Here is a 23,564-nt window from a genome sequence, read left to right on the forward strand (position 1 = left end):
CTCAGGAGGCCAGTCGCGGGTTCGCCGGCCCGGTCCCCGCGTCGTGCTCCTCGATGACCGTTGCGATCGACGCGAGTTCGCGTTCCGACAGCGTCAGCTCCGCGGTGTCCACCCAGTCGTCGATCTGCTCGGGGCTGCGCGCGCCGGCGATCGCGCTCGTGACGCCAGGCACGGAGAGCACCCAGGCGATGGCCACCGCGCTCGCGGGCACGTCGTGCTCGGCGCCGATGCGCTTGAGCTCATCCACGACCGCCAGGTTCGCGAGGAACCGCTCGCCCGTGAAGTCGGGGTGCGTGCGGCGCCAGTCGTCGTCGGGGAGCTGCGTCACGCGTTCCGGGGAGAAACCGCCGCTGAGCAGTCCCGATTCGAGCGGGGCATAACAGATGACACCGGTGCCGGAGGCCTTCGCCAGCGGGATCAGCTGCGCGGCCGCGTCGCGGTTGAGTGCAGACAGCGGCGGCTGGATGACGTCGACGTGGCCGAGCTGCTCCGCGCGGCGGAGCTGGTCCGCGTCGTGGTTGGAGAGGCCGATGGCGCGCACCATGCCCCTGTCGCGCAACTCGAGGAACACCGGCCAGTAGTCCTCGACGGTGAAGTCGTCCTGCGGCGGCCAGTGCATGTGGAGCACATCCAGCCGCTCGACCCGCAGGCGGCGCAACGAGGCTTCGACATCCGCGCGGATCGCTCGCGGGTCGCCCGTGCGGAACGGCTCCGCGCGCGGGGCGTCGTCGTCCCACAACAGCCCCGCCTTCGTGAACACCAGGGGTCGTTCCGACTCGGGCATCGATGCCAGCTCGGTGCCGATCAGCTCCTCTGCGAGTCCGTTGCCGTAGATGGGAGCGGTGTCGATCCAGTTGATACCGCGTTCGAGAGCGCGGCGGAAGGTGCGGATGGATGCGTCGGCATCCTGGGCGCCACGGCCGGACACCCATTGGCTCCCTCCCATGGGGAGCGAGCCAAAACCGATCGTCGTGATCTCGATGCCGCTCGTCCCGAGCGCTCGAGTGGGTAGGGTGTTCATCTCGTCCTCCTCGATAGAGACCTGGCTCATGCCAGGAAGTTAGGTGTCGGTTCTTCTGCCGTGCGCCCGCTCGAGTGCGGCGGTGAGCGCGCGGAAGCCTGCCGCCCACGCGGGTGCTGCGTGCAGCTCCTCCCGCCGGGGTGTGGCAGAGGGGAGTCCTCGGGCCGCAGCCGAGATCAGCGCGGCGCCGACGGCGGTCGGCTCCTTGAGCGATGACACCGAGATCGGTGCTATCGCGAGCTCGGCCCGTGCGAGTCGCCACCGAGCATCGTGCGTCGGCGGCCCCGCTGCGATCATGCTCGCGACGGTGACACCGCCGAGCCGGGCAAGTGTCTCGTCCACCCGTCTCGCGGTGAACGCGATCCCGTCGGTGATCGCGGCGAGCACCTGTTCCGGCCGCGTGCCCGCGGTGACACCGAGCAGGTCGACGCCGGTCTGCGTTCCGGTCCCCACCAGGGCGAGCAGCGAGGGGTCAGGGGCTGCGGATTCGGTTGATGCGCTCGCGGGCGCGAGCAGGCCGCTCCACTGCTGGTGGATACGTCCGGCCGCGAGTTGCGCGTGAAGATAGAGGTCGCCGGTCACGTGGCGTCCCAGGGCGATCCCGGAGGGGAGTTCGGCGGCGGAGCCGGGTCCATGGAAGAGCAGCACGTGCGCCTCCGCGGTTCCCGCCGACAGGAACATGTCGCCGGCGTTCCGTGCGCCGGCTGCGTATCCGGCGCAGAGATGGTCGTGTCCGGCCGAGGTGACGGTGACGCCCGTCGGGAGTCCCCAATCCGAGGCGAGTCGTGCGGAGATGGGCTGTGCGTGGCTCAGCGGCGAGACCACGGTGGGGAACGTCGAGGCCGGCCATCCCGCCTCGGCCAGCAACTCGGGATGCCAGCATCGTCCGACCGGGTCGTAGAAGCCGGTCCGCGAGGCATGCGTCTCGTCGATCGTCACTCGATCGGCGATCGGCTCGCTCAGACTGCTGGCGACGACGCCCGAGAGCGAGGTGAAGCCTGCGACGTCCTCGTCGCGGATCCCCAGAGCTGCCCGGTTCGCACTCAGCCAGGCGAGCTTGTGCCAACTGAGCGTCGGGTCCACATCGGATCCCGGGACCGCCACGCCGGTGTTGTACCAGCTCGGGCTCGGGGCGAGGGGAGCTGCGAACCGGTCGACGAGGTAGACCTCTTCCCCCAGGGAGGCGACGCCGAGGGATCGGATGGCCGCGCGCTCGTCCGCGCCGAGTTCGGACAGCGATGCGGCCACCGTCTGCTTGGCCGCCTCGACGACCGCGCTGCTCCGCCGCATGTCGCCGGAGCCGCTCGGCTCGACCGGTGTCGGCAGACTCGTGCTGACCAGCACTGCCAATGATTCGGTGTCGACGACGATCGCTTTGGTGCTCGTCGTGCCGATGTCCAGGCCGACGGCGAGGACGCGCTCAGACATCGGTCGGGCGGCGCTGCTCGATGACGCTGAGACGGATGCCGGCGCGATAGGGGTTGAGATCCGGGTCCGGGCCGATGTCCGGAGTAATGGTCGCCGCGTTGGCGGCTGCCGCCGCGCTGCCGAGCTCGAGCGCCTCGTGCAGCGAGGTGCCCCGATGCGCGGCCGCGAGCAGCCCGGCGAGCAGCGTGTCGCCTGAGCCGGTCGGGTTCTGCACGACGATGGGGGCCGTGTGCACCCGGACGACTTCATCCTCGGTGACCGCGACGAGGCCGCCGGGACCGAGCGTGACGAGCACGAGCCTGGTGCCCGAGCGGAGCGTGCGGCGCATTGCGGCGACCAGCTCCGGGAGTCGTGCCTCGGACCAGACCGGATCGACGGCGGAGTCCAGCGCGGAGAACTCTTCGAGGTTGCACTTGATCGCCCACGGGCCGCGGCCGGCCACCTCGACGAGGGTGGTCTCCGCCGCGTCAACGAGGGTGTGCGTCCCGTTGCGGGAGCACTCGGCGATCAGTTCCGTGTAGCGCTGCGCCTCGACGCCCTGGGGGAGGCTGCCGGTGAACGCGACCAGGCTTCCCGGGGTCAACGAATCCACGAGGGTCGCCCTGAGCTGCTCGAACTCCTTGCCGGACACCTCCGGCCCCGGCTCGTTGATGACGGTCGCGGAGCCGCTTCCCGGGTCGACGACGATGGTGTTGATCCTCGTCTCGCCGGCGATGCCGGTGTGCAGGTCCCGGATCCCGAGCCGGTGGCACTCTTCGCGCAGATAGCTGCCGACTGCGCCGCCGAGGAACCCGTGGGCTGCGACGTCGACCCCGAGCCGACGGAGCGCCCTGGCGACGATGAAGCTCTTGCCCCCGGCGCGAGGTCTCGTCTGCTGGGAGCGGTTCACCTGATGCAGTTGGAAGCCGGGGACCTCTTCAGTGCGGTCCATCGAGGGGTTCAGGCCCACTACGTGAATACCCTGACCTTGCGTGATCGGCCATGCGGCGGTATTCACAGGTCGTGCCTCCTTTGGTTGCGGCCGGTGACTTCTAATCACCAATGAAACCTAACGAAACCGAGCATAGCAAATCTTAATTACCAGGGAAACAAGATGAAACGCAACCCGAACGGGCTGAAAGGCTAAGATGCGGTGAGTTTCCCGTTCCGCAACGTCGGGATCGCTCAGAACGGCGCCGTCGTTCGGGGCCGCCTTCGGCGCGAAGGCGACCGGAGCGCCGCGCGGTGCAGTAGCGTGCCCCGTGCGGTGGACGAAGTGAGGGAGGTACTCGTGGTCATGTCCGAGCAACAACTGTCGAGTGCGGAACGGCAGCGGCTGCTGCTGGAGATCGCCCGCTCGCAGGGCAGGGTCCGAGTGATCGAGGCCGCTACCGAACTGCATGTCACGCCGGAGACGATCCGCAAGGACCTCAATGCGCTGCAGGAGAGCGGCTTCATCCGGCGCGTCCACGGCGGCGGTGTGCTGGTGGAGTCCTTGGCGTTCGAACCGAGGCTCGCAGCGCGGACCGAGCAGATCGAGCAGAAGCGTCAGATCGCGAAGAGCGCAGTGAGCGAGCTGCCGAGCAACGGTGTGATTTTCATCGAGTCGGGGTCCACCACGCAGCTGCTCGCCGAGTTGATCCCGGCGGATCGTTCGCTCGTGGTCATCACGAACTCCCTGCCCACGGCGATCCAGCTCTCATCCCGCCCGAACCTGACGCTCGTGACGCTCGGCGGTCGTGTGCGCTCGGTGACGCTCGGCACGGTGGATGGGCTCGCGATCAGGAACTTGTCCGAGATGAACGTCGACGTCGCCTTCCTGGGGACGAACGCCCTCAGCATCGAGCGGGGTCTCACGACGCCGGACATCGGCGAGGCTGAGATGAAGCGGGCTGCGCTGTCCTGTGCTCGTCGCCGCGTGCTGCTGGCCGACAGCTCCAAGCTGGACCAGGTTTCGTTCTTCCGGTATGGAGATCTGAACGATATCGAGCTCCTCATCACTGATTCCGCGGTCAGTCCAGAGCTGGAGACCGCACTCAATCAGACGATAGATGAGGTTCGAGTGGCGAGCTAATACTCTTCTACCCAGGAATTGCCCGCGACTCGGAAGAATCTCAGTCGCCATCTCCAGTGACGATGGCCCTGCTAATGACCAAGAGCAGCGCGGGCCATGAGGAAGTCTGAATCCTGGCCGGTTCGCTGGCGCTGCAAGAGGCCCCTGTCGAGAGCGTCGAGAGCAAGATCAGTGCGCATGTTCGTTGAGGTGTGCCAGCCGACCACCCGTCGTTTGAAGACGTCGATCACGAACGCCGCGTAGACCCAGTCGGCGTTGGTGAGGATGTAGGTTACCCGTCCAAGGCGAACCGGGCCTGGCTGCACAAACCGCGGGATCGCCGCGACCATCCCCGAACGCGACGATCGGTGACCAGCAACGCGACCGCTACCGCGGCCGCAACGTCGTCCAACGCTACTTTCAACAAGCTCAGGCAATGGCCCGGCGCGCGATGCGCTCAGACAAGACCGCCCGCAACCACCAGGCCGGGCTCTGCCTCGTCGCGACGCTCCGCTGGCTCACAACCCACGGTCTACGCGAGTGGAGGCCCCAGGCTCAACCACCCATAGCGTCTAGCCCTGAGACATGGGACTGCTGCACGAATAGGTCACATTTGATCTGGCTTGCCCGGGAGGTCGGCCTGGAAGGATGTTGCTGTACCCAAGCCCTACCCGTCCGAGTTCCGTGACGACGTCGTGCGCGTTGCCCGAGGCCGCGGGCCCGGTGTGACGATTGAGCAGATCGCGAAAGACTTCGGGATCCACCCGATGACGTTGCAGGGGTGGTTGCGTCGCGCCGACATCGATGCGAAAGTCAGACCGCACGGTGAAGTGGACGCCTACCTGGCTCGCCAGCTGCTTGGATGGAATGCGTCGAACATGGAGCCCGCGGTTGACTTCCGCTCGCTGAGATACTCGCCGGCGATCGGTGCCACCCTCAATCCGTTCGGCGCAGTGTGGAAAAGCGCATCGCTCGCTGCATCGCGTCGGCTGGCTCGATGATGGCAGGGGCGGGAGATCGCCGCATCCGAGTCTGTGAGCGCGTCGACGACCGCTACCTTCTCGAAGACTTCTTCGCAAAGATCCGTCAAGCGGAATCAGAGCGTCGTCACCCGCGGTCGACGACGAAATGCCCTCCCGTCGCGCATCCGTGAGAAGCGGGAGCGGCCTCGCCGGTGCCGCGCGCCACCTCACTATGCTGAGGGCATGACTTCGTCGACGGCGCTGCTCACCGACCGCTTCGAACTCACCGTCCTGGGGACGGCGCTGCGCGACGACGGAGTCGCGCTCGCGGAGGCGGGACCAGACCATCCCCACGGCCTACATCGACGCGAAGTGTGCGCCGGCAGCCGGGACGCGGGGCGATGAGCGGAGTCCTCGTCACCGGAGCGACGGGATTCATCGGCGGTCATGTGGTGCGAGAGCTGCTCCACGACGGTCACGACGTGGTCGGCGTGAGCCGGCATCCGCTCCGTCCTGAGACCCGGCACCTCCTCGGGCACGAAACCGACCGGCTGCGTCTCGAGGTTCTCGCCGCCGACTACGAGGACGGCCTACGTCGCGTGTTCGAACGCCACCGCCCGGACGGCATCGTGCACGTCGACGCGATGGTCGACGTCGTCGTGCTCCGCACGGCACCCCTACGCGCGCTGGAGAGCAATGTCCTGCCCACCATCGGCCTGCTCGAGATGGCGCGGGACACCGGTGTGCAGGACTTCGTTTACCTTTCGTCAATCGCCGTGCTGCCGACGGTCCAGGTGGAGCCGATCCCCGTACGCCACTCGTTCGTAACCGAGACGGAAGGACCCGGCGGAGGCTTTTACGGCGCGTCGAAGGCCGCGGCAGAGGTGTTCGCCCTTGAGTACGCGGCGAGCTTCGGGATGAACGTGCGCATCGTCCGACCCTCCGCGGTGTACGGGTTCGGGATGCAATGGCCCATCGGACTCAAGCCCCTCGTCGAGGGCGGTGTCGACGGCATCGACGTGGACCTGGGGACCCAGCGGATGCCGGCACGCGACTTCACTCACGTCGCCGATGTCGCAGGGGTCATCGCCCGCCTGCTCGAGCGGCCCGACACCACGCAGAGGGTCTTCTTCGCCGCCACAGGGCGTTCACTGGTGAGCGAGGAGCAGCTCATCGAGACCGTTCGTCGTCAACTGCCCGACCTCCGCGTACGTTTCGAGCCGGGTGCAGACACCGACGTATCGGTAGAGAGCGCCTACCGCGGGGTGCTGGACGTGTCGGCCCTGCGCGACGAGCTGGGCTACGCCCTCCGGTTCCCCGACCTCTCCGAGGGCATCGCGGAGTACATCGGCGCGTACCGCGCCTTCCGCGGCGCCTGAGCGGTGCGGCGGCGTCGGGTCAGCGCGCGAAGAGACGCAGTGCGGCCGCGAGCTCCGTGTGCGTGTGCGCGTACTCGGACGCGGGTACGCCGTCGACGGCGGCCCGCCACGCCTGCCGGATGCTCGCCGCGCCCGCAGCGGGCCCGTCGGGATGTGCCATGATGCCCCCGCCGCACACGTACATCAGGTCGACCGTTCCGAGTGCGGCATACGTGTCGGCGGCCTGGTCGGCGGACTGCGCTGACGAGAACACCGGCATCACCGCCGGGTGTCCGTTCTCGGGCCGTAGGCAGGCCCTCGCCGAGCGCAGCACCGAGGCGTCCGACTCCCAGAACTTGTTGCGCAGGCCGTTCACGTGCAATTGATCGGCGCCCGCCAGTCGCCACAGCTGCGACCACACGGCATACGAGTAGCCGAGGAGCGGGTGCCGGGTCATCGCGCCCCATCCGTTGCGGTGCGCGTGGATCGGAAGTGAGCTGCGCTCGCGGACCGCCCGCAGCGCTCCGAGACCGACGGCGTTCACGCTGACCATCACGCAGGTGCCGCCGGCCTCGGCGACGGCATCGACATGCCGCAGCATCTCGTCGAGCTCGTCGGTGACGTTCACCGCGTACATGGCTAGCGCCCCGGTGTCGTCGGCCGCATCCTGCAGACTGTGCATGACCCCGCTCAGCCGCTCTTCGAATGGCGAGTGCGGCGAGTTCGCCATGAGCTCGTCGTCCTTGATGAAGTCGAGTCCGGCGCGGGCGAGGTCACCGGCCAGGGCTGCGGTCTCATCGGGGGTGAGTCCCACGCTGGGCTTGATGATGGTGCCGATGATGGGGCGGTCCTGCACGCCGGCGAGCCGGCGGGTGCCCTCGATGCCGAACTGAGGGCCCGGATGCGCCGCCCCGAACACGGGCGGGAGGTCCAGCGACTCCAGACGGATGCCGCTGAGCTGCTGCAGCTCGAAGAGATTCCCGGCGACCGTCGCCAGCAGGTTCGGCAGCGCCGTTCCCACGTTCTCCAGTGGGAAGGACAGCTCCACCTCGGCGCGACAATAGCGGCTGTCGGCAGACGCGACGGCACCGCTCAGCGATGGAACGACGGCGTCGTCGAGTGGCGTGATGCGCTCGACGGTCGCAGCGTGACGCGCATGCAGCTCGGGGGTCTCGCCAGGCAACGCGACGAACGTCCCGGTGGACTGCTCCCCCGCCATCGCCGCAGCGGCGCTTTCGAGGCTGTCACCGGTCTCGATGACGTAGTGGGCGTGGATGCGGTCGGTACTCATGCTGTCCCGTCGGTTAGGAGGAGGATGTCGAAGGGAGCGATCGTGCGCGGCTTCGCGGCCACGATTCCGGTGAGGATGACGTCTCGGGGTCGATCCGTGAGGTTCGCGAGGACGATGGTGACGCCGGCGTCGAGGCGCAGGGCGACCCCCGCGACGGCTGCCGGATCGTCGCTCGTGAGGCGGAGGACTGCGTCGGCCGCGAACGCTCGCGTCAGCACGTCGGTCACGGGTGTGCTGCTGCCATCGGCATCGAGGATGCCGCGGGGCCCGGCGTGCTCAAACAGTGTGACCTCGCGGGCGCCGGCGGCGGACAGCGCGGAGAGCACCGCCACGGTCCATGCCGCAGCGAAGGGCTTGTGCTGCCGGGGGTCGACCGAGGCGGGGTCGACGCCGTCGACACGGTGCGCAGGTGCCTCCGCCGTCGCGTAGAGATTGCGCCGGGGCCGCAGGGTGACGGGCGACACGGTGACGTGATCCGTGTTGCCGCGGCCTCGCGCGGTCGAGATCATCGACGGGTACGCCTCGGTCGTCTGCATGACGGCGAGATCCGCACCGTCGTGCACCTGGGCGTTGATCGACAGCACGACCCCCTCGCGACCGGACGCCGACGGGAAGCGGTTGAGCTCGGCGAGGTTGCCGTCGGTCCCACCGCGAACCGGCGTCCCCGCGGGGGCTGCGGAGCGCACGGCGTCGAGCGTCACCGCGAGGGTGGTCGGCGCACCTTCCGTGTAGGCGAGGACGTGATCGACCTGGTCCGTGGCGAAGAGCCCGGCGAGCGCCTCGGCCGGAGCATCCTCGGCGACGGTGAGGGCGAGTTCGAGCGGCAGCCCGGTCGCGGCAGCGGCATGCAACGCGGGTGAGTCCGAGACCCGTCCGTCCGCGTCGACGTTCAGGTCGACGCGGAGCCACGCCGGGCCCAGCGCGGCGATGGCGTCGGCCGCAGCGGTGTACCGCGCCGCCCAGCCCACGCCGAGGCGCGGCCAGGGTGCGGGGGCGTCGTCGACGTGCACGTTGACGGGTGCCGGCGCGCTGTCGGCGCGCGATGGCAGCGTGCCGGTCGCTCGGAGGGTCACCGACTGGGTGACAACCTCCCCCTCCTGCAGCGTGAAGGGGAACGGCAGGGAAAGCGGACGGCTGTAGGTCTTGAACGAGGCGTCCGACCAGTTGCGCTGGTCCTCGGTCTCGAACACGTCTCCCTCGAAAAGTATCTCGATCTCCGCGCCGTCCTGGGTGCGCTGCCGGAACGCCGCGACATCGAGGAACGGCTGGTGCGGCGAGACCAGATCGGGGAACCGGGACGACTCGACCGTCCCGTCGGCGTGGATGACGTCGACGGGATGACCGGCTGCCTCGAGGGCGTGGAGCGCTACCAGCCCGATCCGGTTGGTGCGCGTCGATCGGCGCACACGGCCGTCGAAGGTCATCCGGACAGTGCTGTCCGGATGACCGGTGACTGTCCCGGCCCAGACCAGGTCGACTCCCGCTCCGCGGTGCTCGGATGTGAAGAACACGGAGAACCCATCCTCCGCGACCTCGCACCGCTCGATCGTCACCGCACCTTCCACTGTGCCCCAGTCCGCATCGCGCACCACACCGGCGAGGCCGCGCAGCACTTCCCGGTCGCCCAACCGGATATGGCGCAGCACGCCCTGCTCGTCCAGTTCAAGCGTCCAGGCTCCGGCATGCAGCATCCGTGTCATCGTGCCTCGATTCCCGTCCTGTCGACGCCGCTATTCCGCCACGATCTCCGCCACCGACGCGCGGACGTTCTCCTCGTCGAACACGCGCTTCCAGTCCGGCCGGAACAGGATGTCGCGCGCGGACTCGATGGCCTTGATGGCCCCGTCCGAGAACGGCGAGCCGATCTGGTCGAACAGGATCGCGAGCTCCACGCGCAGGTGGCCGAGGATGAACGCGAAAGCGGCGTCCGCGGGCACGCCGCGGGAGATCGCCTCGTCGGTAGCCTCACGGATGATCGTCACGCACGTGGCCGCGGTGGTCTCGGCGAGGACCGGCTCCAGCAGGACCATGTTGTCGACGGTGATTCGGTAGGCGTCGCGCACCGGGGCAAACATCGCGCGCACCACCGGCTCCGCGCGGTCGTAGTCCGCGTCGGTGCCGCTGATCAGCGCGATGACGACGTCCTGCTTGGCGGCCACGCCGCCGAAGTAATCCTGCTGCGCCTCGGCCTCGACCTCGTCGCTGAAGACCGGCGGATGGCACGGGTGACAAGCGACGGCGCTGATATCGTCGCGCAGAGCGATCTCCCCCGCATAGGGGGCGGCTGCGTCGAGCACCACGAGGGTGGCACCGGTCTGCATCTGCGGCACGATCTCCTTCGAGACGCGGCCGATCCGGTTGTCCGGCACGGTAAGGATCACCACGTCGGCGCCCGGGACGGCGTCTGCGACGTCCACCGCGTGGATGCCGAGAGTCGTCAGGCGCGCCCGCCCCTGCTCGCTCGGCTCGACGTGCGAGACGGTGTAGTCCGTCTCCTGAAGGTTCGCGCTGGTACGGAAGCCCATCTTGCCGCCGGCACCGATGATCGCGATCGAGGTCATTGTCTTTCCTTACTGGTTGGGAGTGGGAGTGGAAGATGCGTCACCGTCGAGGCTGGCGACCGTGGTGAAGTAGTCCGGACGGCCAACCTGGCCGCCCTTCAGGGCGATCTCCAGGCCGTCGACGGCGGGATCGTCCGCGGTAGCGCGGCACAGGGGGGAGCCGGGCGCGACCTCGGCGATCATCTGAAGCGCGAGGATTCCGAGCGAGCGGGCGACGAGTCCGGAAGTGTCGCCGCCGGCTACGACCAGTCGCCGCACGCCGCTTCCCCGGACGACTTGGCCGGTGACCTCACCGAGGGCGAGACCCAGGCCGTGCGGGTCGATGGGCCGCTCGTCTCGGGGCGGTGTGTGCAGGAGCACGTCCCTGCCGGTCTCCAGGGCACGTCGTGCCGCGGCGATGAGCGCGGCGATCCCGTCCGGCCCGGCCGTGACGGCGACCGGATCGACCGGCACGCCGACGAATCCTCGCGCCAGGGCGTCAGCGACCTGCGCGTCGCTGGCCGGCGCGCGGCTCCCGCTGACCGCGAGGGTCTGCACGCGCGTACCGTGCCGCGGTCGGAACGGCGAAGCCGGCGCGCCGCTCCGCTCAGCCCAGAACTCGGCGAGCGCGTACTCCACACCACTGGACCCCACCGCGACGACCGGACGGTCGGCGTCCCGGATCATCGCGTCGATCACGCGGCCGATCTGCACGAGGTCGCTCTCGTCCAGCACGTCGAACAGCAGCGCGTCGGCGCCGTCGGCCGCGGCGGCAGCCCTGCGGGCGTCGACGGCGTCGGGCCCGGCTGCGAGCGTGAGGCGGTCGACGAGAGCGACCCTCGCGGCAGTCTGGTGTCGGAGGTGGGCGATCAGCTCGGCCTCATCCATCGGTGTGATGGGGTGACGCGTCATCGTCGGGTGACGATCGAGCCGATGCGTCACACCGTCCGCCGTCGCGAAGAGGGTTCCGAACACCTGGTAGCGGCGCAGCACGGGCGCTCCGACGACCATCGGAACGAGACCCGCGTCGAAGGTGCGGCGCGAGATGTCCAGTCCTCGGCCGATACTGCCGATCGTCGGTGAGGAGTCGAACGTCGAGCAGATCTTGTAATGGAAGAGAGGCGCTCCTGCGGCGCGCAGGGCCTCGAGGATCGGCGGCAGCTCGGCGTCCATCTGCTCGGGGGTCATGGTCCGGGCGATCCCGGCGACCCCTACCGCCTGGGCATCGGGGAAGCGCGCGAGGTCCGCGGCGGTCGGCGTCTCGAGGAACAGCACCGTCTGGACGCCGGCGGTCGTGAGCGCCTCCATTACGTCCGCCGAGCCGGTGAAGTCGTCGCCGTAGAAGGTGAGCAGCGGTGTCGTCATCACGCCGACTCCTGCGTGCGGGCTGGTGCCGCGGGTTTCGGCGGAGGATCATCGTCCGGCCGCCCGCTGGTGATGACGGTGCGTCGCAGCTTCTCGAGTCGCCCCGTGCGGATGCTGTCGATCAGCACGGCGAGCAGGATGATGCCGGCCTGGACCATCTGCGTCAGGTACAGGTCGACGCGGATGAACCCGAGTCCGGTGTTGACGAGTTGGATGAGGAGCGTCCCGACCACGGTGCCCGGAAATACCGAGCCGCGTCCACCGAACAGGCTCGTGCCACCCAGCACGGCGGCGGCGATCGCGTCGAACTCTATGCCCTTCCCGGCCGCCGGGGTGACCGTGCCGGAGAACTGCTGGATCACGGCGATGAAGCTCGCCAACCCCACCAGGGCGCCGGAGATGACGTAGACGGCGAACTGGATGCGCCCCACGCGCACGCCCGCGCGCGCTGCGGCCTGGCGGTCCTCACCCGTCGCCAGGAGCTGCCGCCCGAAGGGCGTGCGCGTGACCGTCACATGGGCGAGCAGGACTACGAGTGCGAACACGGCGATGGGGAGGGGGATGCCGAGCACCGACTGCGCGCCCAGTGCGGTGATCGCGTCGGGATAGTTCACCTCGCGCGAGTCGGAGACTCCGTAGCCGAGGCCTCGGAAGGCGGTGAGCATGGCGAGGGTGACGATGAACGGGATGATCTTCAGCACCGACACCGCGAAGCCGTTGAAGGCGCCGAACATCGCTCCGATGAGCACGGCGAGAATCGGGACCACGAAGATCGGCATTGCCACGGTGTGCACGATCTGACCGACGACGACGGCCGTCAGGTACAGCAGCGACCCGACCGCCAGATCGATGCCGGCGGTCATCAGCACGAGCGTCATGCCGACGGACAGGATCCCGACATACGCCGACTGCCGCAGGATGAGGGTGATGGTGTCCCCGGACAGGAACCGCGGGTCCACTGCGGCGAAAGCGAGGAACACGACGACCAGCAGGATCACCGGCACGTTCTGGAGTGCGAGGTCCTTCACGCGCGACATGTCAGACGCCTCCCTGGATCTGGATGGATGCGGCCTCGCCCGCGGCGACCTCGTCGGGTCGCTCGCCGAACGCGGCGCCGAGGATGATGCGAGCGTCGAAGTGCGCCCGCGGGTATTCGGCGACGATGCGGCCGAGGCGCATCACGACGATGCGGTCCGCGATGCCGAGGAGCTCCGGCAGCTCGGACGAGATGACGAGGATGCCCGTCCCGGCATCGGCACGCTCTAGCGCCGTGCGGTACACCTCGTACTGCGCGCCGACGTCGACGCCGCGGGTCGGCTCGTCGAGGATCAGCAGCTCCGGCTCGGTGAGCAGCCACTTGGCCAGCACGACCTTCTGTTGATTCCCGCCCGAGAGGGCTTGCACGGGCAAGCGCGTCACGTCCGTCGCCTTCAAACGCAGGACGTCGGTCACCGCCTGAACGCGCGCACGCAGGGAGCGGCGGCGCAGCGGCGCCAGCACTCCCCCGCTCCACCGTGCCAGCGACGGCAGCGCGGCGTTCGCGACCACCGGGAACTCCATAAGCAGCCCCTCGCCACGGCGGTCCTCGGTGACGAAGGCCAACCCTGCCGCGATCCGCGCGCGGGGCGACAGGCGCGTCACGTCCGTGCCCGCCACCTCGATGCGGCCGCTGTCGGCGGCATCGAGCCCCGCGATCACGCGTGCAAGCTCCGTGCGTCCCGCGCCCATGAGTCCGAAGACGCCGACGACCTCGCCGCGGTCCACGGTGAGCGTTGCGCGGTGGACGAGGCCGGTCGCCGATACGTCGTCGAGACGCAGTGCCGGGACCGCTTGGACATCGGTGGGCGTGTGGCCTGCCCGGTCGGGGTAGAGACTGTCGAGCGGGCGGCCCACCATCAGCGTGATGAGCTCCCGGACGGGGAGGTCGGCCTCGGCCCGCACGTCGATGAGGGCACCGTCGCGCATCACGGCGATGCGGTCTGAGAGCTTCTTCACGTCATCGAGAATGTGGGAGACGTAGATGAACGAGGTTCCCTGAGCCGTGAGGCGCTCGATGAGCGCGAAGAGCAGCTGTGTCTCGCGGCTGGTGAGGGAGGTGGTCGGCTCGTCGAGGATGATGAGCCCAGGGCTTCCGAGAGTGCCCTTCACGATCTCGAGCATCTGACGGTGACCGGGACTCAGCTGCTCGACGATGGTGGACGGCGAGAAGGGAAGCTCCAGTTGAGCGAGGGCGTTCGCGGTGTCGCGGCGCGCCTTCCGCCGATCCGTGAACACGCCCCAGCGTCGGGGGTACGCGGTGAGGAACACGTTGTCGATGACGGAGAGCTGCGAGAAGAGGTTCAGCTCCTGGTGCACGTGCGCGACGCCCCGCGCTCGTGCCTCGCCGGTGGACTTCGGAGCATAGGGGTCGCCGTCGATCAGCATCCGACCCTCGTCGGGTGTCAGCACGCCACCGACGATGTTCATCAGCGTCGACTTCCCGGCTCCGTTCTCGCCGACGAGGCCGAGGACCTCGCCTGGCTCGACCCGCAGCGAGATGTCGCGATTCACCGGCATGCCGAAGAAGGCGTGCGAGATGTCCTGCAGCTCCAGGCGGGGGGTCGAGGTCATCGCCGGCCCCCGATCAGACGGTTGCGGCCCACGTCGAGCAGCGCCGCGGCCACGATCACGAGTCCCTTCACGACCCACACCACGTGGAAGGGCAGATTCATGAGGTTGAGGCTGTTGCTGAGGATCACGAAGAACAGTGCCCCGAGGCACGCTCCGAGCACGCTGCCCTTACCGCCGAACAACGAGATTCCGCCGATGATCGCGGCGCCGATCACGTCGAGCAACATGTCGTCACCAAGCGTCGGGCGGCCCGCCCCCAGTCGAGACGAGTAGAGCACGCTGCCCAGCGCCGCCAGACCGGCGCTGATGACGTAGGCGGACATCACCATCCGGGTGTGCGGCACGCCGGACACCACTGCGGTGCGCCGGTTCGTCCCCGCGGCATAGAGCCAGGCGCCATAGGTGGTTCGCGAGAGCACGTAGTGCGCGACGATCGCGACGACGACCGCCACTCCCATCGAGAGCGTGAGGAACGATGCGACGCCGCCCCCCTGCGTGCTGCCGATCGCGAGGTACTCGGGCGGAAGGCTGGTCACGTTCTCGCTCCGGGTCATCCAGATGGCCACGGCGCCGAAGAGCAGCATCGTGCCGAGGGTGACCATGAAGGGCGGCATGCGCAGCACGGCGACGGCGCAGCCGTTCAACAGGCCGATGAGGCACCCGGCCGCGACGGTGAGCACGATCGCGAGCACGGTGCCGCCGAGGCCCGCATCTGAGAGCGCTCCCCCCTCTTCCCCGATCACGCTGCCCCAGAACACGGTGTCCGAGAACAGAGCCGGCGCGAACGCCTGGGCGATGAAAAGCGCGCCGAAGGTGTTCGCCACGCTGATCACCGCCGTCTGGGACAGATCGATACCCCCGAGGATGAGCACGAAGGATTGGCCGATGACGATGATCGCGAGCGGCCAAAGATTGGACAGTACGTTCACGGCGTTGCGCTCGGTGAGCAGACCGTTCGCGAAAGGCGAGACGGCGAGGATGTAAACGACGATCAGGGCGAGGACGAAGCCCTCGCCGGCGAGAAAGCGCTGGAGTCCGTCGACGCGTCGCGCGCTCTCGGGCGGCGCGGCGGGCGGGGCGGTCTTCTGGGTGGTGGACACGTGGGTTCCTCCGACGGGTGGCGGGCAGGGTCGGGCTGCGGCGCGCCGAGGACGCGCCGCACCGGGGACGGTCAGGAGTTCGGAGGCGTGATCACGCAGCCCCAGGTGTCCTTCTCCTTCTCGTCGACGTTGTCCTGGGTGAGCGCGAAGCCGGGGTCGAGCAGCAACTCGTCCGCGTCGGTCTCTCCGGCGTCTATCGCTTCGGCGAGCGCGGTCAGCAGGGATTCCGCCTCCGTGAAGAGGTCCTGCACGCCGGTGGCGTCAACGAACCCATCCTTGAGCAGGTTGCAGGCGCGGTTGTCACCGTCGATGCCGCCCATGATCACGTGCCCGTCCTCGCCGGCGGCCTTCCAGAGACCGAGCGGCTCCAGCACCGAGCGGATCTGCGGGTAGAGGAAATCAGACGAGGTGAAGAGCAGATCAATCTCGGGATTCGCCTGCATCGCGGCCTCGAGATTCGCCTGGCCGGTCGCGGCGTCCCAATTCGTCTGCACCTCGATCGGCTCCTCGAAGAGGTCCGGGTTCGCGTCGACGACGTCGTAGAAGCCGTTGCGGCGCTCGACGGCGTTCTGGTCACTCAGATTGCCGACCATGATGACGGAGCGGATCTTCCGGTCGAGTCCCAGCGCCTCAGCCTCGGTGACCATGTGCTCCATCGTCGCCGCAGATACGCCGCGGTTGTCGGCGACGGCCACGATCGCTGCGCCGTCCTCGGATGCCGGCGGACGGTTGAACACGCCGATCGGGATGTCGGCCTTGTTCGCCTCGGCAATGATCGTGTCGGCGCTCGATCCGTCCTCCGGGATGATGATGATCCCGTCGACTCCCTGGGTGATGCAGTCGTTCATCTGCTCCAGCTGCTTGTTCGGGTCTTCGTTCGAGTTGTGCTCGATCACCCGGGCGTCCGCGGCTTCGAGCGAGTCTGAGATGGCAGCGATGCCTGCCGCCCAGAACTCGGTCTCGCTTCCCGAGAACCCGAAGCAGATCGTCTTGCCCTCCAGAGAGACGCCGACATCGATGGCCGGCTTCTCTGTGGATCCCGTGTCCCCGCCGCCACCTCCGGTGGTGGCGCAGCCGGAAAGTGCCAGTGCGGTGAACGCTGCGACGGCGACGCCGGCAGCGAGGGTGCGTGTGCGGGACACGAGGCCTCCTTGACTCGATAGAGACACGCTTGGTCTCTGGTATGCCACACTATAGCCAGGCCGAATGCCGTAACACAACGTCGTCGGAGGAAAGCCGCCACCTGCGAGAATGGAGGCGCGTCCGAAGAAAAACAGGAGGACCGATGGAGTTCACTCAGCTGCAGCGCGAGCCGTCCCTGGCCTCGCGGGTGACCGAGAGCATGCTGGCGACGATCGCGTCTGGCGGCTTCGCACCGGGTGACTGGCTTCCCTCCGAGCGGGAGCTTTCCGATCAATTCGGCGTCTCGCGCACCGTGATCCGCGAGGCAGTCCGCGGCCTGGAGGCCAAGGGCGTCGTCGAGGTGCGCTCCGGCCGAGGCGTCCGCGTCGCGCATGTGAGCTCCTCGCGCGTGTCTGAGAGCCTGCAGCTCTATCTGAGCGGGGCGCAATCGCAGCAACTGCTCGGGCCGCCTGAGATCAGCGAGGTGCGCGCGACGCTGGAGCTGCGCCTGGTTGAACTCGCGTGCGAGAAGGCGACCGAAGCCGATCTGGACGAGATCCAGGCGAGCCTCACCGACATGGCGGCGGCGGCGACCGCGGTCGCCGCCGCCGCCATGTCGGTGAGGCTCGCCTGGATCTCGTCCAGATCGGCTTCGGTCGCCTTCTCGCACGCGAGTTCAACCAGGCGCAGCTCCAGCGTCGCGCGCACCTCGCTGATCTCAGGCGGCCCGAGCAGTTGCTGCGATTGCGCCCCGCTCAGATAGAGCTGCAGGCTCTCAGACACGCGCGAGGAGCTCACATGCGCGACGCGGACGCCTCGGCCGGAGCGCACCTCGACGACGCCCTTGGCCTCCAGGCCGCGGACTGCCTCGCGGATCACGGTGCGCGAGACGCCGAATTGATCGGAAANCGCCATGGGCGGGCACCTTGATGACTCGCGCCAGTACTACGAGCCGGTGGACGAGACGGAGCCCTCGTGAACGCCCTGATGGGACGCACCGCAATAGTGACCGGCGCAGCCTCGGGCATCGGCCGTGCCACGGCGCAGCGTTTCGTCCGCGAGGGCGCGAGGGTCGTCTTCGCCGACCGCGACGTCGACGGGGCCCGGGAGGCTGCGCAGGAGAGCGGCGGTTCGGCCCGCGCCGTTCGCATGGATATCGCGGACGAGACGTCGGTGGCCACCGCCTTCGCCGCAGCCGGGCCGATCGACATCGTCGTCGCGAACGCGGGCGTGCAGCTCATCGGCTCGGACGCGCGCGTCGGCGATCTCGATCTCGAAGTCTGGCGGCGCACGCAGAACGTCAACCTCACAGGGACGTTCCTGACGCTGAAACACGCGGTGCGCGCGATGACGCAGCGCGGCGGATCGATCATCGTCACGGGCAGTCCGACGGCGCTCAACGGCGAGGGAGCCGGGTTCGCGGCCTACAGCGCCTCGAAGGCGGGCGTGCACGGCCTCGCCCGTACGGCGGCGGCCGACTATGCGAACGTCGGAATCCGGGTGAACGTGGTCGTACCGGGGCACGTCCTCACGCCGCTGGTGTCGGGCATCGTCGAGGACCAGGCCGCGCGGGCGGCGATCCTCTCTCGCATACCGATGCGGCGCGCCGGCGACGTCGCCGATATCGAGGGCATCATGGTCTATCTCGCCGGAGACGAGTCCCGCTATGCGACCGGATCGATGTTCGTGGTCGACGGCGGGATGACCACCCTCTGACGCCTCCGCTCAGCTCGCGATGCCCGCACCAGCCCGCGGTTCACGGGCACGAAGCGCGCACGGTGTGCCGCCCAGGACGGAGGACCTGAGGGTCAGTGTCGGGGAGCCGCAGTATGGCTTCGGCTCCGACGGGAATAGTCGCGTCGAGCGCGATCTCGTGGCCCTCACGTCTCCAGTGCACGGCAGCGGTTCCGAAGGCTGTCGACACCGACGCCTGCGCCTCCAGAATCGAGGTCACGGCGGGTGCGAGCTCAAAGATCCGATACCCCGGGGCGACGGGACGGATGCCGGCGACATCGTGATAGAGCCAGTCGTCGACCGTTCCGAGGAAGTAGTGCCCGCGCGAGCGGGATGCCAGCGCCCAATGCTCCCACGTCGTCGTTGCGCCATGCTCCAGCCAGAAACCCCAACTGGGATACGAGGTCTGCAGAGCAACTCTGAGGGCCGTTTGAGCATTGTCCATGCCTGCTGAGCATCGGCAAGAGGTACTTCGTACCCAGCGCGCCAGTGTTGAGGTGGAATCCCCGCGCGACGACGCCGGCCGCTACGGCATCCGCCACCGCCAGCCCTCGGCCTGCGGGTATTAACCCGAAGGCCAGCGCGAGGACGTTATGCGACTGCCGGAACTCCCCCTCGTGCTCGCCACGGACGATGTTCCGGGCCGCTGCTCACCCGACGCAAATGACCAGCCGGTGGGATTACAGCCTCAACCTCGGCAACGCTTAGCACTTTTTCTAGCACTTCCGACGCGAATGGCCCCCAACCCGAGAGATAAAATCCCAGGTCAGGGACCATTTCGTTCTGGTGCGCGAGGGGGGACTTGAACCCCCACGCCCTTGCAGGCACTGGCACCTGAAGCCAGCGCGTCTACCTATTCCGCCACTCGCGCATGTCGTCTTCCGTGGAAGCCAACCTCCCAAAGATATCACGTGACTCGGGGTGCTCAGAACTCGCGCCCGCGGCATCCGTCATCGGAATCAGGCGATCTGCTCGCAACAGGTGGATTCGGCAGAAATCGGCCTGCTGCGGCCGGATCGCCTGATCTCGGTGGCGGGCGCGACAGGTTTTCAGGGCGGGTGGATACGATGTCGTAACCGACCGGCATGCCAAAGGAACCCCGTGGGACTACTCGACAGCTTTGAGAAGGGTCTCGAACGCGCAGTGAACAGCGCGTTCGCGAAGACCTTCCGCAGCGGCATCCAGCCCGTCGAAATCGCCTCAGCGCTGCGTCGCGAGGCGGATACGAAGGCGGCGGTGGTCAGCCGCGACCGCATCATCACACCCAGCGACTACCTCGTCCGCCTCAGCCCCGCCGACGACGAGCGGATGCGGGGGCTCGGCCGAGCCCTCCACGATGAGCTCTTCGCGTTGCTGACCAAGCACGCCCGCACGCAGGGCTACAGCTTCTCGGGCCCGCTCTCCATCTCGATCGAGGCGGACGAGCGCGTGGCCACCGGGACCGTGCGGGTGAACTCCGGCTCGGTCGAAGGCCGCGTCACCTGGCAGGGCGTCGTCGAGATCGATGGGCGTCAGCATCCGCTCCACAGCGCGCGCACCGTGATCGGCCGGGGCAGCGACGCCGGAATCACCATCTCGGATGCCGGTTCGAGCCGGCGCCACGCAGAGATCCTCTGGGACGGCGAGCGCGCCATGCTGCGCGACCTCGGCTCCACCAACGGCACCAAGGTCGACGGTCAGAAGGTGCGCGAGATGGCCCTCACTCCCGACACGGTCTTCACGATCGGACGCACCGAGCTGACGTTCCGAGTCGTGCCGGTGTCCGCCGACAGGCTCAGGGACCCATCTGCCGGGAGGCCCTCGTGAGCGAATTGATGCTCCTGCTGCTGCGGGTCGGCTTCCTGGTGATGCTGTGGTTCTTCGTGTTCGGCGTGGTCTACTCGCTGCGCGCCGATCTCTTCGGCGTGCGGGTGCGCAAGATGCCCGCGGGCGAGGCCGCCGCGGCATCCGCTCCGCCGCACACGCCGCGCCCGGTCGGCGCTTCGGCCAAGGCCGCCACCCGCCTGGTCATCACATCCGGTCCGAAGGTGGGCCTCGAGGTTCCCCTGAGCACCGCCGACTCCATGTCGATCGGCCGCTCCAGCGAATCAGGCCTCGTCATCCGCGACGACTACACCTCCAGCCACCACGCCCGCCTCTCCCGGCGCGGCGACATCTGGACCCTCCAGGACCTCGGCTCGACCAACGGCACCTTCCTCGACGGCCAGCGGCTCAGCGACACGCCCGTTCAGGTCGCCATCGGCGCGCCCATCAAGGTGGGCGCCACCACGTTCGAGCTGCGAGCGTAAGGGCACCGCACCGCGATGGTCTTCGAGGGTTCGAGCGCAGCGATCTCCCATACCGGGAAGGTCCGCTCCAACAACCAGGATTCCGGCTATTCCGGAGCGAACCTGTTCGTCGTCGCCGACGGCATGGGCGGCCACGCCGGCGGCGACGTCGCCTCGACCATCGCGATCAGCCGCCTGGAGGGCCTCGACCAGCCCTACGCCTCCACTGACGATGCACAGGCCTCGCTGCAGGCCGCCGCGACCACCGCCGCGGGCGACCTGGTCCGCGCCTCGAAGGAGCGTCCGGAGCTCGCCGGCCTCGGAACGACGCTGAGCGCGATCATCATGGTCGACGATTACGCAGTGATCGGCCACATCGGCGACTCGCGCATCTACCTCTACCGCGACGACGCGCTCACCCAGATCACCACCGACCACACCTTCGTGCAGCGGCTGGTGGACTCGGGCCGGATCACGGTCGAAGAGGCTCGCTATCACCCGCGCCGCTCGGTGCTGATGCGCGTGCTCAGCGACATGGACATCGACCCCGACCTGGACATGTTCGTCATGCCCACCCGTCCGGGCGATCGGTGGCTGCTGTGCTCCGACGGTCTCTCCGGCGTGGTCGACGACGTCCACATCGCGAAGGCCATGAGCCTCGGCCTCGCCCCCGGGCGCACCGCCGACAGTCTGCTCAAGCAGGCGCTCGACGGCGGCGCACCCGACAATGTGACCGTCGTGCTCGTCGACGTCGGGGGCGCCCACCCGCTCTCGTCCGGCACCGGAACGATCGTCGGCGCGGCATCCAACCCGTCGGACCTGCCCGTCCCCGCCCCGCGTCCGTCGTTCAGCGGCTGGCTGCACCCCGCGCGACAGGCCGCCAACGAGCCCAGTCACTTCGAGCCCGACTCCGACTACTTCGAGGAGATCATCGAAGAGGATCGCCGGCGTGCGCGACGTCGACGTGTGGCCTGGCTGGTCGCGATGTTCCTGGCGATCCTCGCGCTCGTCGGTGCGGGCATGCTGGCCTACAACTGGACGCAGACGCGCTACTTCGTCGGCGCCGATGAGGACAGCGTGGTGATCTTCCGCGGCGTGCAGCAGAACCTCGGCCCCATCTCGCTGTCGACCGAGGTTCGCGACACCGACATCCTGCTCGCCGACCTGCCCTCATACCAGCGCGCCGCCGTCGAGCGCACGATCAACGCCCGCTCGCTCTCGGACGCCACCGCGATCACCGAGCGGCTGCGCGGCAGCGTGCTCGCCCCGGTTCCCGAGGCGACACCATCCCCGCAGCTCACCCCCAGCGCGACGCCGTCACCGGCGTCCACGACGGAAGCACCGACGCCGTGACCGATGTCAGCGCAGATACCAGCGTCATCAGGGCGCTGAAGAAGATCCGGATGCCGCAGAAGCAGCGCAACCGGGAATTCTGGCTACTCTTGTTCGCCTGCCTGATCGCAGGATCCGCCCTCACGCTCGTCCAGCTGGGAGCGCTCGGCGCGATAGACCCGACGATCCTGATGATCGGCGGGGGACTGGCCGTGCTCGTGTTCGCGCTGCACGTGGTGCTGCGTGTCGTGGCATCCGATGCCGATCCGTTCGTGCTGCCGATCGCCACCGTGCTGACGGGCCTGGGCATCGCGATGATCTACCGCATCGACATCGCCCTGAAGTACACCGGCTGGGATGCATTCGCCAACAAGCAGCTCGCCTGGACGGCCATCTCGATCGCCGGCGCGATCGCACTGGTCATCATGCTGCGCAACTATCGCGTGCTCTACCGGTACACGTACCTCTCGGGCCTGGCCGGCATCGTCCTGCTGATCCTGCCGTTCGTACCGGGGCTCGGCGACACGGGTGCGAACGCCGATGTCTGGGTCTCGGTCGGCACGCTGTTCTCGTTCCAGCCCGGCGAGCTCGCCAAGATCTTCCTGGCGATCTTCTTCGCCGGCTACCTGGTGCGCACCCGAGAGAGCCTCAGCTCGGTCGGCAAGCGATTCCTCGGCATCACCTGGCCGCGGATGCGCGAGCTCGGTCCGGTGCTCGTCGTCTGGATCCTCTCGCTGCTGATCATCGTCGTGCAGCGCGACCTCGGCACCGGAATGCTCATCTTCGGGATGTTCATCGCCATGCTGTATGTCGCCACGGGCAAGACCAGCTGGGTGCTGATCGGCCTCGCCGGTGTCGGCGTCGGCGTGTTCTTCGCCACCCGGGTGCTCTCGTACGTGCAGGGCCGCTTCACCAACTGGCTCCACGCGTTCGACGCCGATGTGATCGCCGCGGGCGGCGGCAGTTACCAGCTGGTCGAGGGCATCTTCGGCCTCGCCCACGGCGGGCTGATCGGCACCGGCTGGGGGCAGGGCCGCCCGCACATCACGCCGCTCGCGCACAGCGACTACATCATCCCGAGCCTGGGTGAAGAGCTCGGCATCGTCGGCCTGTTCGCCATCCTGTGCCTGTACATGGTGTTCATCAGCCGCGGACTGCGCATCGGACTGGCAGGTCAGGACGACTTCGGCAAGCTGCTCGCCACGGGCCTGTCGTTCACGATCGCGCTGCAGGTGTTCATCATGGTCGGAGGCGTCACCCGGGTGATCCCGCTGACCGGCCTCACGACGCCGTTCCTCGCGGCCGGCGGTTCGTCGCTGGTCGCCAACTGGCTCATCGTCGCGCTGCTGCTGCGCATCAGCGACGGCGTGCGCCGCCAGCCGAGGGTGGTGATCGGCTAAAT

The 23,564-nt window shown here is 68.4% G+C and carries 23 protein-coding genes, 1 tRNA gene and 2 pseudogenes; 10 read left to right on the forward strand and 16 right to left on the reverse strand.

The window, feature by feature from the left end; all coding sequences use genetic code 11:
- Nucleotide 1: 1 nt before the first annotated feature.
- Genes ACQUSX_RS09350 through ACQUSX_RS09360 form a run of 3 tightly spaced genes read right to left on the reverse strand, consistent with a single transcriptional unit; the run spans nt 2 to nt 3,488 of the window.
- Nucleotides 2–1,051 (reverse strand): aldo/keto reductase, encoded by a 1,050-nt coding sequence (locus ACQUSX_RS09350; RefSeq protein ID WP_428906665.1) that lies wholly within the window; start codon nt 1,049–1,051, stop codon nt 2–4.
- 9 nt (nt 1,052–1,060) lie between these two features.
- A complete protein-coding gene (locus ACQUSX_RS09355) occupies nt 1,061–2,449 on the reverse strand; it encodes an FGGY family carbohydrate kinase (protein ID WP_428906666.1) in 1,389 nt (462 codons plus the stop codon).
- Nucleotides 2,442–3,488: a 1-phosphofructokinase family hexose kinase gene (locus ACQUSX_RS09360; protein ID WP_428906667.1), complete on the reverse strand. Its 1,047-nt coding sequence runs from the start codon at nt 3,486–3,488 to the stop codon at nt 2,442–2,444. Before ACQUSX_RS09360 ends, ACQUSX_RS09355 begins: the two co-directional genes overlap by 8 nt.
- Before the next feature lie 237 nt (nt 3,489–3,725).
- Between ACQUSX_RS09360 and ACQUSX_RS09365 the strand changes: the two genes are divergently transcribed.
- Nucleotides 3,726–4,502, forward strand: a complete 777-nt coding sequence (locus ACQUSX_RS09365) for a DeoR/GlpR family DNA-binding transcription regulator (RefSeq protein ID WP_248539282.1) — start codon at nt 3,726–3,728, stop codon at nt 4,500–4,502.
- Nucleotides 4,503–4,573: 71 nt separating this feature from the next.
- Here the strand turns inward: ACQUSX_RS09365 and ACQUSX_RS09370 are convergent, their stop codons facing one another.
- Complete coding sequence (locus ACQUSX_RS09370; RefSeq protein ID WP_428906668.1) at nt 4,574–4,831, reverse strand: hypothetical protein; 258 nt, start codon at nt 4,829–4,831, stop codon at nt 4,574–4,576.
- 375 nt (nt 4,832–5,206) lie between these two features.
- Here ACQUSX_RS09370 and ACQUSX_RS09375 point away from each other — a divergent pair, with 375 nt between their 5' ends.
- The 3 genes from ACQUSX_RS09375 to ACQUSX_RS09385 all read left to right on the forward strand — a co-directional run bounded on the left by ACQUSX_RS09375 (nt 5,207) and on the right by ACQUSX_RS09385 (nt 6,822).
- Entirely contained in the window at nt 5,207–5,482 is a 276-nt protein-coding gene (locus ACQUSX_RS09375; protein WP_428906669.1) for a hypothetical protein, read from the forward strand.
- Between the two features lie 204 nt (nt 5,483–5,686).
- The gene (locus ACQUSX_RS09380; RefSeq protein ID WP_428906670.1) at nt 5,687–5,848 is read left to right on the forward strand and encodes a hypothetical protein; all 162 of its coding nucleotides are present in this window, start codon (nt 5,687–5,689) and stop codon (nt 5,846–5,848) included.
- Complete coding sequence (locus ACQUSX_RS09385; protein ID WP_428906671.1) at nt 5,845–6,822, forward strand: NAD-dependent epimerase/dehydratase family protein; 978 nt, start codon at nt 5,845–5,847, stop codon at nt 6,820–6,822. The genes ACQUSX_RS09380 and ACQUSX_RS09385 overlap by 4 nt, the downstream gene beginning before the upstream one ends.
- A gap of 19 nt (nt 6,823–6,841) precedes the next feature.
- Here ACQUSX_RS09385 and ACQUSX_RS09390 read toward each other — a convergent pair whose 3' ends face one another.
- The 8 genes from ACQUSX_RS09390 to ACQUSX_RS09425 all read right to left on the reverse strand — a co-directional run bounded on the left by ACQUSX_RS09390 (nt 6,842) and on the right by ACQUSX_RS09425 (nt 16,849).
- Nucleotides 6,842–8,092: a ribulose-bisphosphate carboxylase large subunit family protein gene (locus ACQUSX_RS09390; protein WP_428906672.1), complete on the reverse strand. Its 1,251-nt coding sequence runs from the start codon at nt 8,090–8,092 to the stop codon at nt 6,842–6,844.
- Entirely contained in the window at nt 8,089–9,783 is a 1,695-nt protein-coding gene (locus tag ACQUSX_RS09395) for a D-apionate lactonase family protein (RefSeq protein ID WP_428906673.1), read from the reverse strand. The genes ACQUSX_RS09390 and ACQUSX_RS09395 overlap by 4 nt, the downstream gene beginning before the upstream one ends.
- 39 nt (nt 9,784–9,822) lie before the next feature.
- Nucleotides 9,823–10,653 (reverse strand): phosphogluconate dehydrogenase C-terminal domain-containing protein, encoded by an 831-nt coding sequence (locus ACQUSX_RS09400; RefSeq protein WP_428906674.1) that lies wholly within the window; start codon nt 10,651–10,653, stop codon nt 9,823–9,825.
- Between the two features lie 9 nt (nt 10,654–10,662).
- Nucleotides 10,663–11,997 (reverse strand): four-carbon acid sugar kinase family protein, encoded by a 1,335-nt coding sequence (locus tag ACQUSX_RS09405; protein WP_428906675.1) that lies wholly within the window; start codon nt 11,995–11,997, stop codon nt 10,663–10,665.
- On the reverse strand, nt 11,997–13,034 hold the full coding sequence (locus ACQUSX_RS09410; protein ID WP_428906676.1) for an ABC transporter permease: 1,038 nt from the start codon (nt 13,032–13,034) through the stop codon (nt 11,997–11,999). Before ACQUSX_RS09410 ends, ACQUSX_RS09405 begins: the two co-directional genes overlap by 1 nt.
- A 1-nt stretch (nt 13,035) precedes the next feature.
- Complete coding sequence (locus tag ACQUSX_RS09415; protein WP_428906677.1) at nt 13,036–14,607, reverse strand: sugar ABC transporter ATP-binding protein; 1,572 nt, start codon at nt 14,605–14,607, stop codon at nt 13,036–13,038.
- Nucleotides 14,604–15,707, reverse strand: a complete 1,104-nt coding sequence (locus ACQUSX_RS09420; RefSeq protein ID WP_428906678.1) for an ABC transporter permease — start codon at nt 15,705–15,707, stop codon at nt 14,604–14,606. The genes ACQUSX_RS09415 and ACQUSX_RS09420 overlap by 4 nt, the downstream gene beginning before the upstream one ends.
- Before the next feature lie 71 nt (nt 15,708–15,778).
- Nucleotides 15,779–16,849, reverse strand: coding sequence for a sugar ABC transporter substrate-binding protein (locus tag ACQUSX_RS09425; RefSeq protein WP_234000610.1), 1,071 nt, complete (start codon nt 16,847–16,849; stop codon nt 15,779–15,781).
- 143 nt (nt 16,850–16,992) lie between these two features.
- On the opposite strand from ACQUSX_RS09425, the gene ACQUSX_RS09430 reads away from it, so the two are divergent.
- On the forward strand, nt 16,993–17,592 hold the full coding sequence (locus ACQUSX_RS09430; protein ID WP_428929964.1) for a FadR/GntR family transcriptional regulator: 600 nt from the start codon (nt 16,993–16,995) through the stop codon (nt 17,590–17,592).
- On the opposite strand, the pseudogene ACQUSX_RS09435 reads toward ACQUSX_RS09430, so the two are convergent.
- Nucleotides 17,478–17,744: pseudogene (locus tag ACQUSX_RS09435) on the reverse strand (FadR/GntR family transcriptional regulator); the annotation flags it as partial. The gene ACQUSX_RS09430 and the pseudogene ACQUSX_RS09435 sit on opposite strands and share 115 nt — an antisense overlap.
- Before the next feature lie 60 nt (nt 17,745–17,804).
- On the opposite strand from ACQUSX_RS09435, the gene ACQUSX_RS09440 reads away from it, so the two are divergent.
- Nucleotides 17,805–18,545, forward strand: a complete 741-nt coding sequence (locus ACQUSX_RS09440) for an SDR family NAD(P)-dependent oxidoreductase (RefSeq protein ID WP_428906681.1) — start codon at nt 17,805–17,807, stop codon at nt 18,543–18,545.
- Between the two features lie 40 nt (nt 18,546–18,585).
- On the opposite strand, the gene ACQUSX_RS09445 is transcribed toward ACQUSX_RS09440, so the two are convergent.
- The 3 genes and pseudogenes from ACQUSX_RS09445 to ACQUSX_RS09455 form a co-directional block, all read right to left on the reverse strand.
- A complete protein-coding gene (locus ACQUSX_RS09445) occupies nt 18,586–19,008 on the reverse strand; it encodes an alpha-L-rhamnosidase-related protein (protein ID WP_428906682.1) in 423 nt (140 codons plus the stop codon).
- 52 nt (nt 19,009–19,060) lie between these two features.
- Nucleotides 19,061–19,105, reverse strand: a pseudogene (locus ACQUSX_RS09450) (hypothetical protein); the annotation flags it as partial.
- A gap of 242 nt (nt 19,106–19,347) precedes the next feature.
- Nucleotides 19,348–19,434, reverse strand: a tRNA-Leu gene (locus ACQUSX_RS09455).
- 230 nt (nt 19,435–19,664) lie between these two features.
- Between ACQUSX_RS09455 and ACQUSX_RS09460 the strand changes: the two genes are divergently transcribed.
- Genes ACQUSX_RS09460 through ACQUSX_RS09475 form a run of 4 tightly spaced genes read left to right on the forward strand, consistent with a single transcriptional unit; the run spans nt 19,665 to nt 23,562 of the window.
- Entirely contained in the window at nt 19,665–20,369 is a 705-nt protein-coding gene (locus tag ACQUSX_RS09460) for an FHA domain-containing protein (protein ID WP_428906683.1), read from the forward strand.
- The gene (locus ACQUSX_RS09465; protein ID WP_428906684.1) at nt 20,366–20,851 is read left to right on the forward strand and encodes an FHA domain-containing protein FhaB/FipA; all 486 of its coding nucleotides are present in this window, start codon (nt 20,366–20,368) and stop codon (nt 20,849–20,851) included. Before ACQUSX_RS09460 ends, ACQUSX_RS09465 begins: the two co-directional genes overlap by 4 nt.
- Before the next feature lie 15 nt (nt 20,852–20,866).
- The gene (locus tag ACQUSX_RS09470) at nt 20,867–22,183 is read left to right on the forward strand and encodes a PP2C family protein-serine/threonine phosphatase (protein ID WP_428906685.1); all 1,317 of its coding nucleotides are present in this window, start codon (nt 20,867–20,869) and stop codon (nt 22,181–22,183) included.
- A 50-nt stretch (nt 22,184–22,233) separates the two neighbouring features.
- Entirely contained in the window at nt 22,234–23,562 is a 1,329-nt protein-coding gene (locus tag ACQUSX_RS09475; protein ID WP_428907621.1) for an FtsW/RodA/SpoVE family cell cycle protein, read from the forward strand.
- The last annotated feature ends 2 nt before the right edge of the window (nt 23,563–23,564 follow it).

It is taken from the genome of Microbacterium alcoholitolerans, from assembly GCF_050408615.1.
Lineage (GTDB): Bacteria > Actinomycetota > Actinomycetes > Actinomycetales > Microbacteriaceae > Microbacterium.

Excerpts from the sequence above, each read along its gene's own strand:
- ACQUSX_RS09350 (WP_428906665.1), bottom strand. The coding sequence starts at position 1,051 with ATGAGCCAGGTCTCTATCGAGGAGGACGAGATGAACACCCTACCCACT.
- ACQUSX_RS09355 (WP_428906666.1), bottom strand. The coding sequence starts at position 2,449 with ATGTCTGAGCGCGTCCTCGCCGTCGGCCTGGACATCGGCACGACGAGC.
- ACQUSX_RS09365 (WP_248539282.1), top strand. The coding sequence starts at position 3,726 with ATGTCCGAGCAACAACTGTCGAGTGCGGAACGGCAGCGGCTGCTGCTG.
- ACQUSX_RS09370 (WP_428906668.1), bottom strand. The coding sequence starts at position 4,831 with ATGGTCGCGGCGATCCCGCGGTTTGTGCAGCCAGGCCCGGTTCGCCTT.
- ACQUSX_RS09380 (WP_428906670.1), top strand. The coding sequence starts at position 5,687 with ATGACTTCGTCGACGGCGCTGCTCACCGACCGCTTCGAACTCACCGTC.
- ACQUSX_RS09385 (WP_428906671.1), top strand. The coding sequence starts at position 5,845 with ATGAGCGGAGTCCTCGTCACCGGAGCGACGGGATTCATCGGCGGTCAT.
- ACQUSX_RS09390 (WP_428906672.1), bottom strand. The coding sequence starts at position 8,092 with ATGAGTACCGACCGCATCCACGCCCACTACGTCATCGAGACCGGTGAC.
- ACQUSX_RS09395 (WP_428906673.1), bottom strand. The coding sequence starts at position 9,783 with ATGCTGCATGCCGGAGCCTGGACGCTTGAACTGGACGAGCAGGGCGTG.
- ACQUSX_RS09400 (WP_428906674.1), bottom strand. The coding sequence starts at position 10,653 with ATGACCTCGATCGCGATCATCGGTGCCGGCGGCAAGATGGGCTTCCGT.
- ACQUSX_RS09405 (WP_428906675.1), bottom strand. The coding sequence starts at position 11,997 with ATGACGACACCGCTGCTCACCTTCTACGGCGACGACTTCACCGGCTCG.
- ACQUSX_RS09410 (WP_428906676.1), bottom strand. The coding sequence starts at position 13,034 with ATGTCGCGCGTGAAGGACCTCGCACTCCAGAACGTGCCGGTGATCCTG.
- ACQUSX_RS09415 (WP_428906677.1), bottom strand. The coding sequence starts at position 14,607 with ATGACCTCGACCCCCCGCCTGGAGCTGCAGGACATCTCGCACGCCTTC.
- ACQUSX_RS09430 (WP_428929964.1), top strand. The coding sequence starts at position 16,993 with ATGGAGTTCACTCAGCTGCAGCGCGAGCCGTCCCTGGCCTCGCGGGTG.
- ACQUSX_RS09445 (WP_428906682.1), bottom strand. The coding sequence starts at position 19,008 with ATGGACAATGCTCAAACGGCCCTCAGAGTTGCTCTGCAGACCTCGTAT.
- ACQUSX_RS09470 (WP_428906685.1), top strand. The coding sequence starts at position 20,867 with ATGGTCTTCGAGGGTTCGAGCGCAGCGATCTCCCATACCGGGAAGGTC.
- ACQUSX_RS09475 (WP_428907621.1), top strand. The coding sequence starts at position 22,234 with ATGCCGCAGAAGCAGCGCAACCGGGAATTCTGGCTACTCTTGTTCGCC.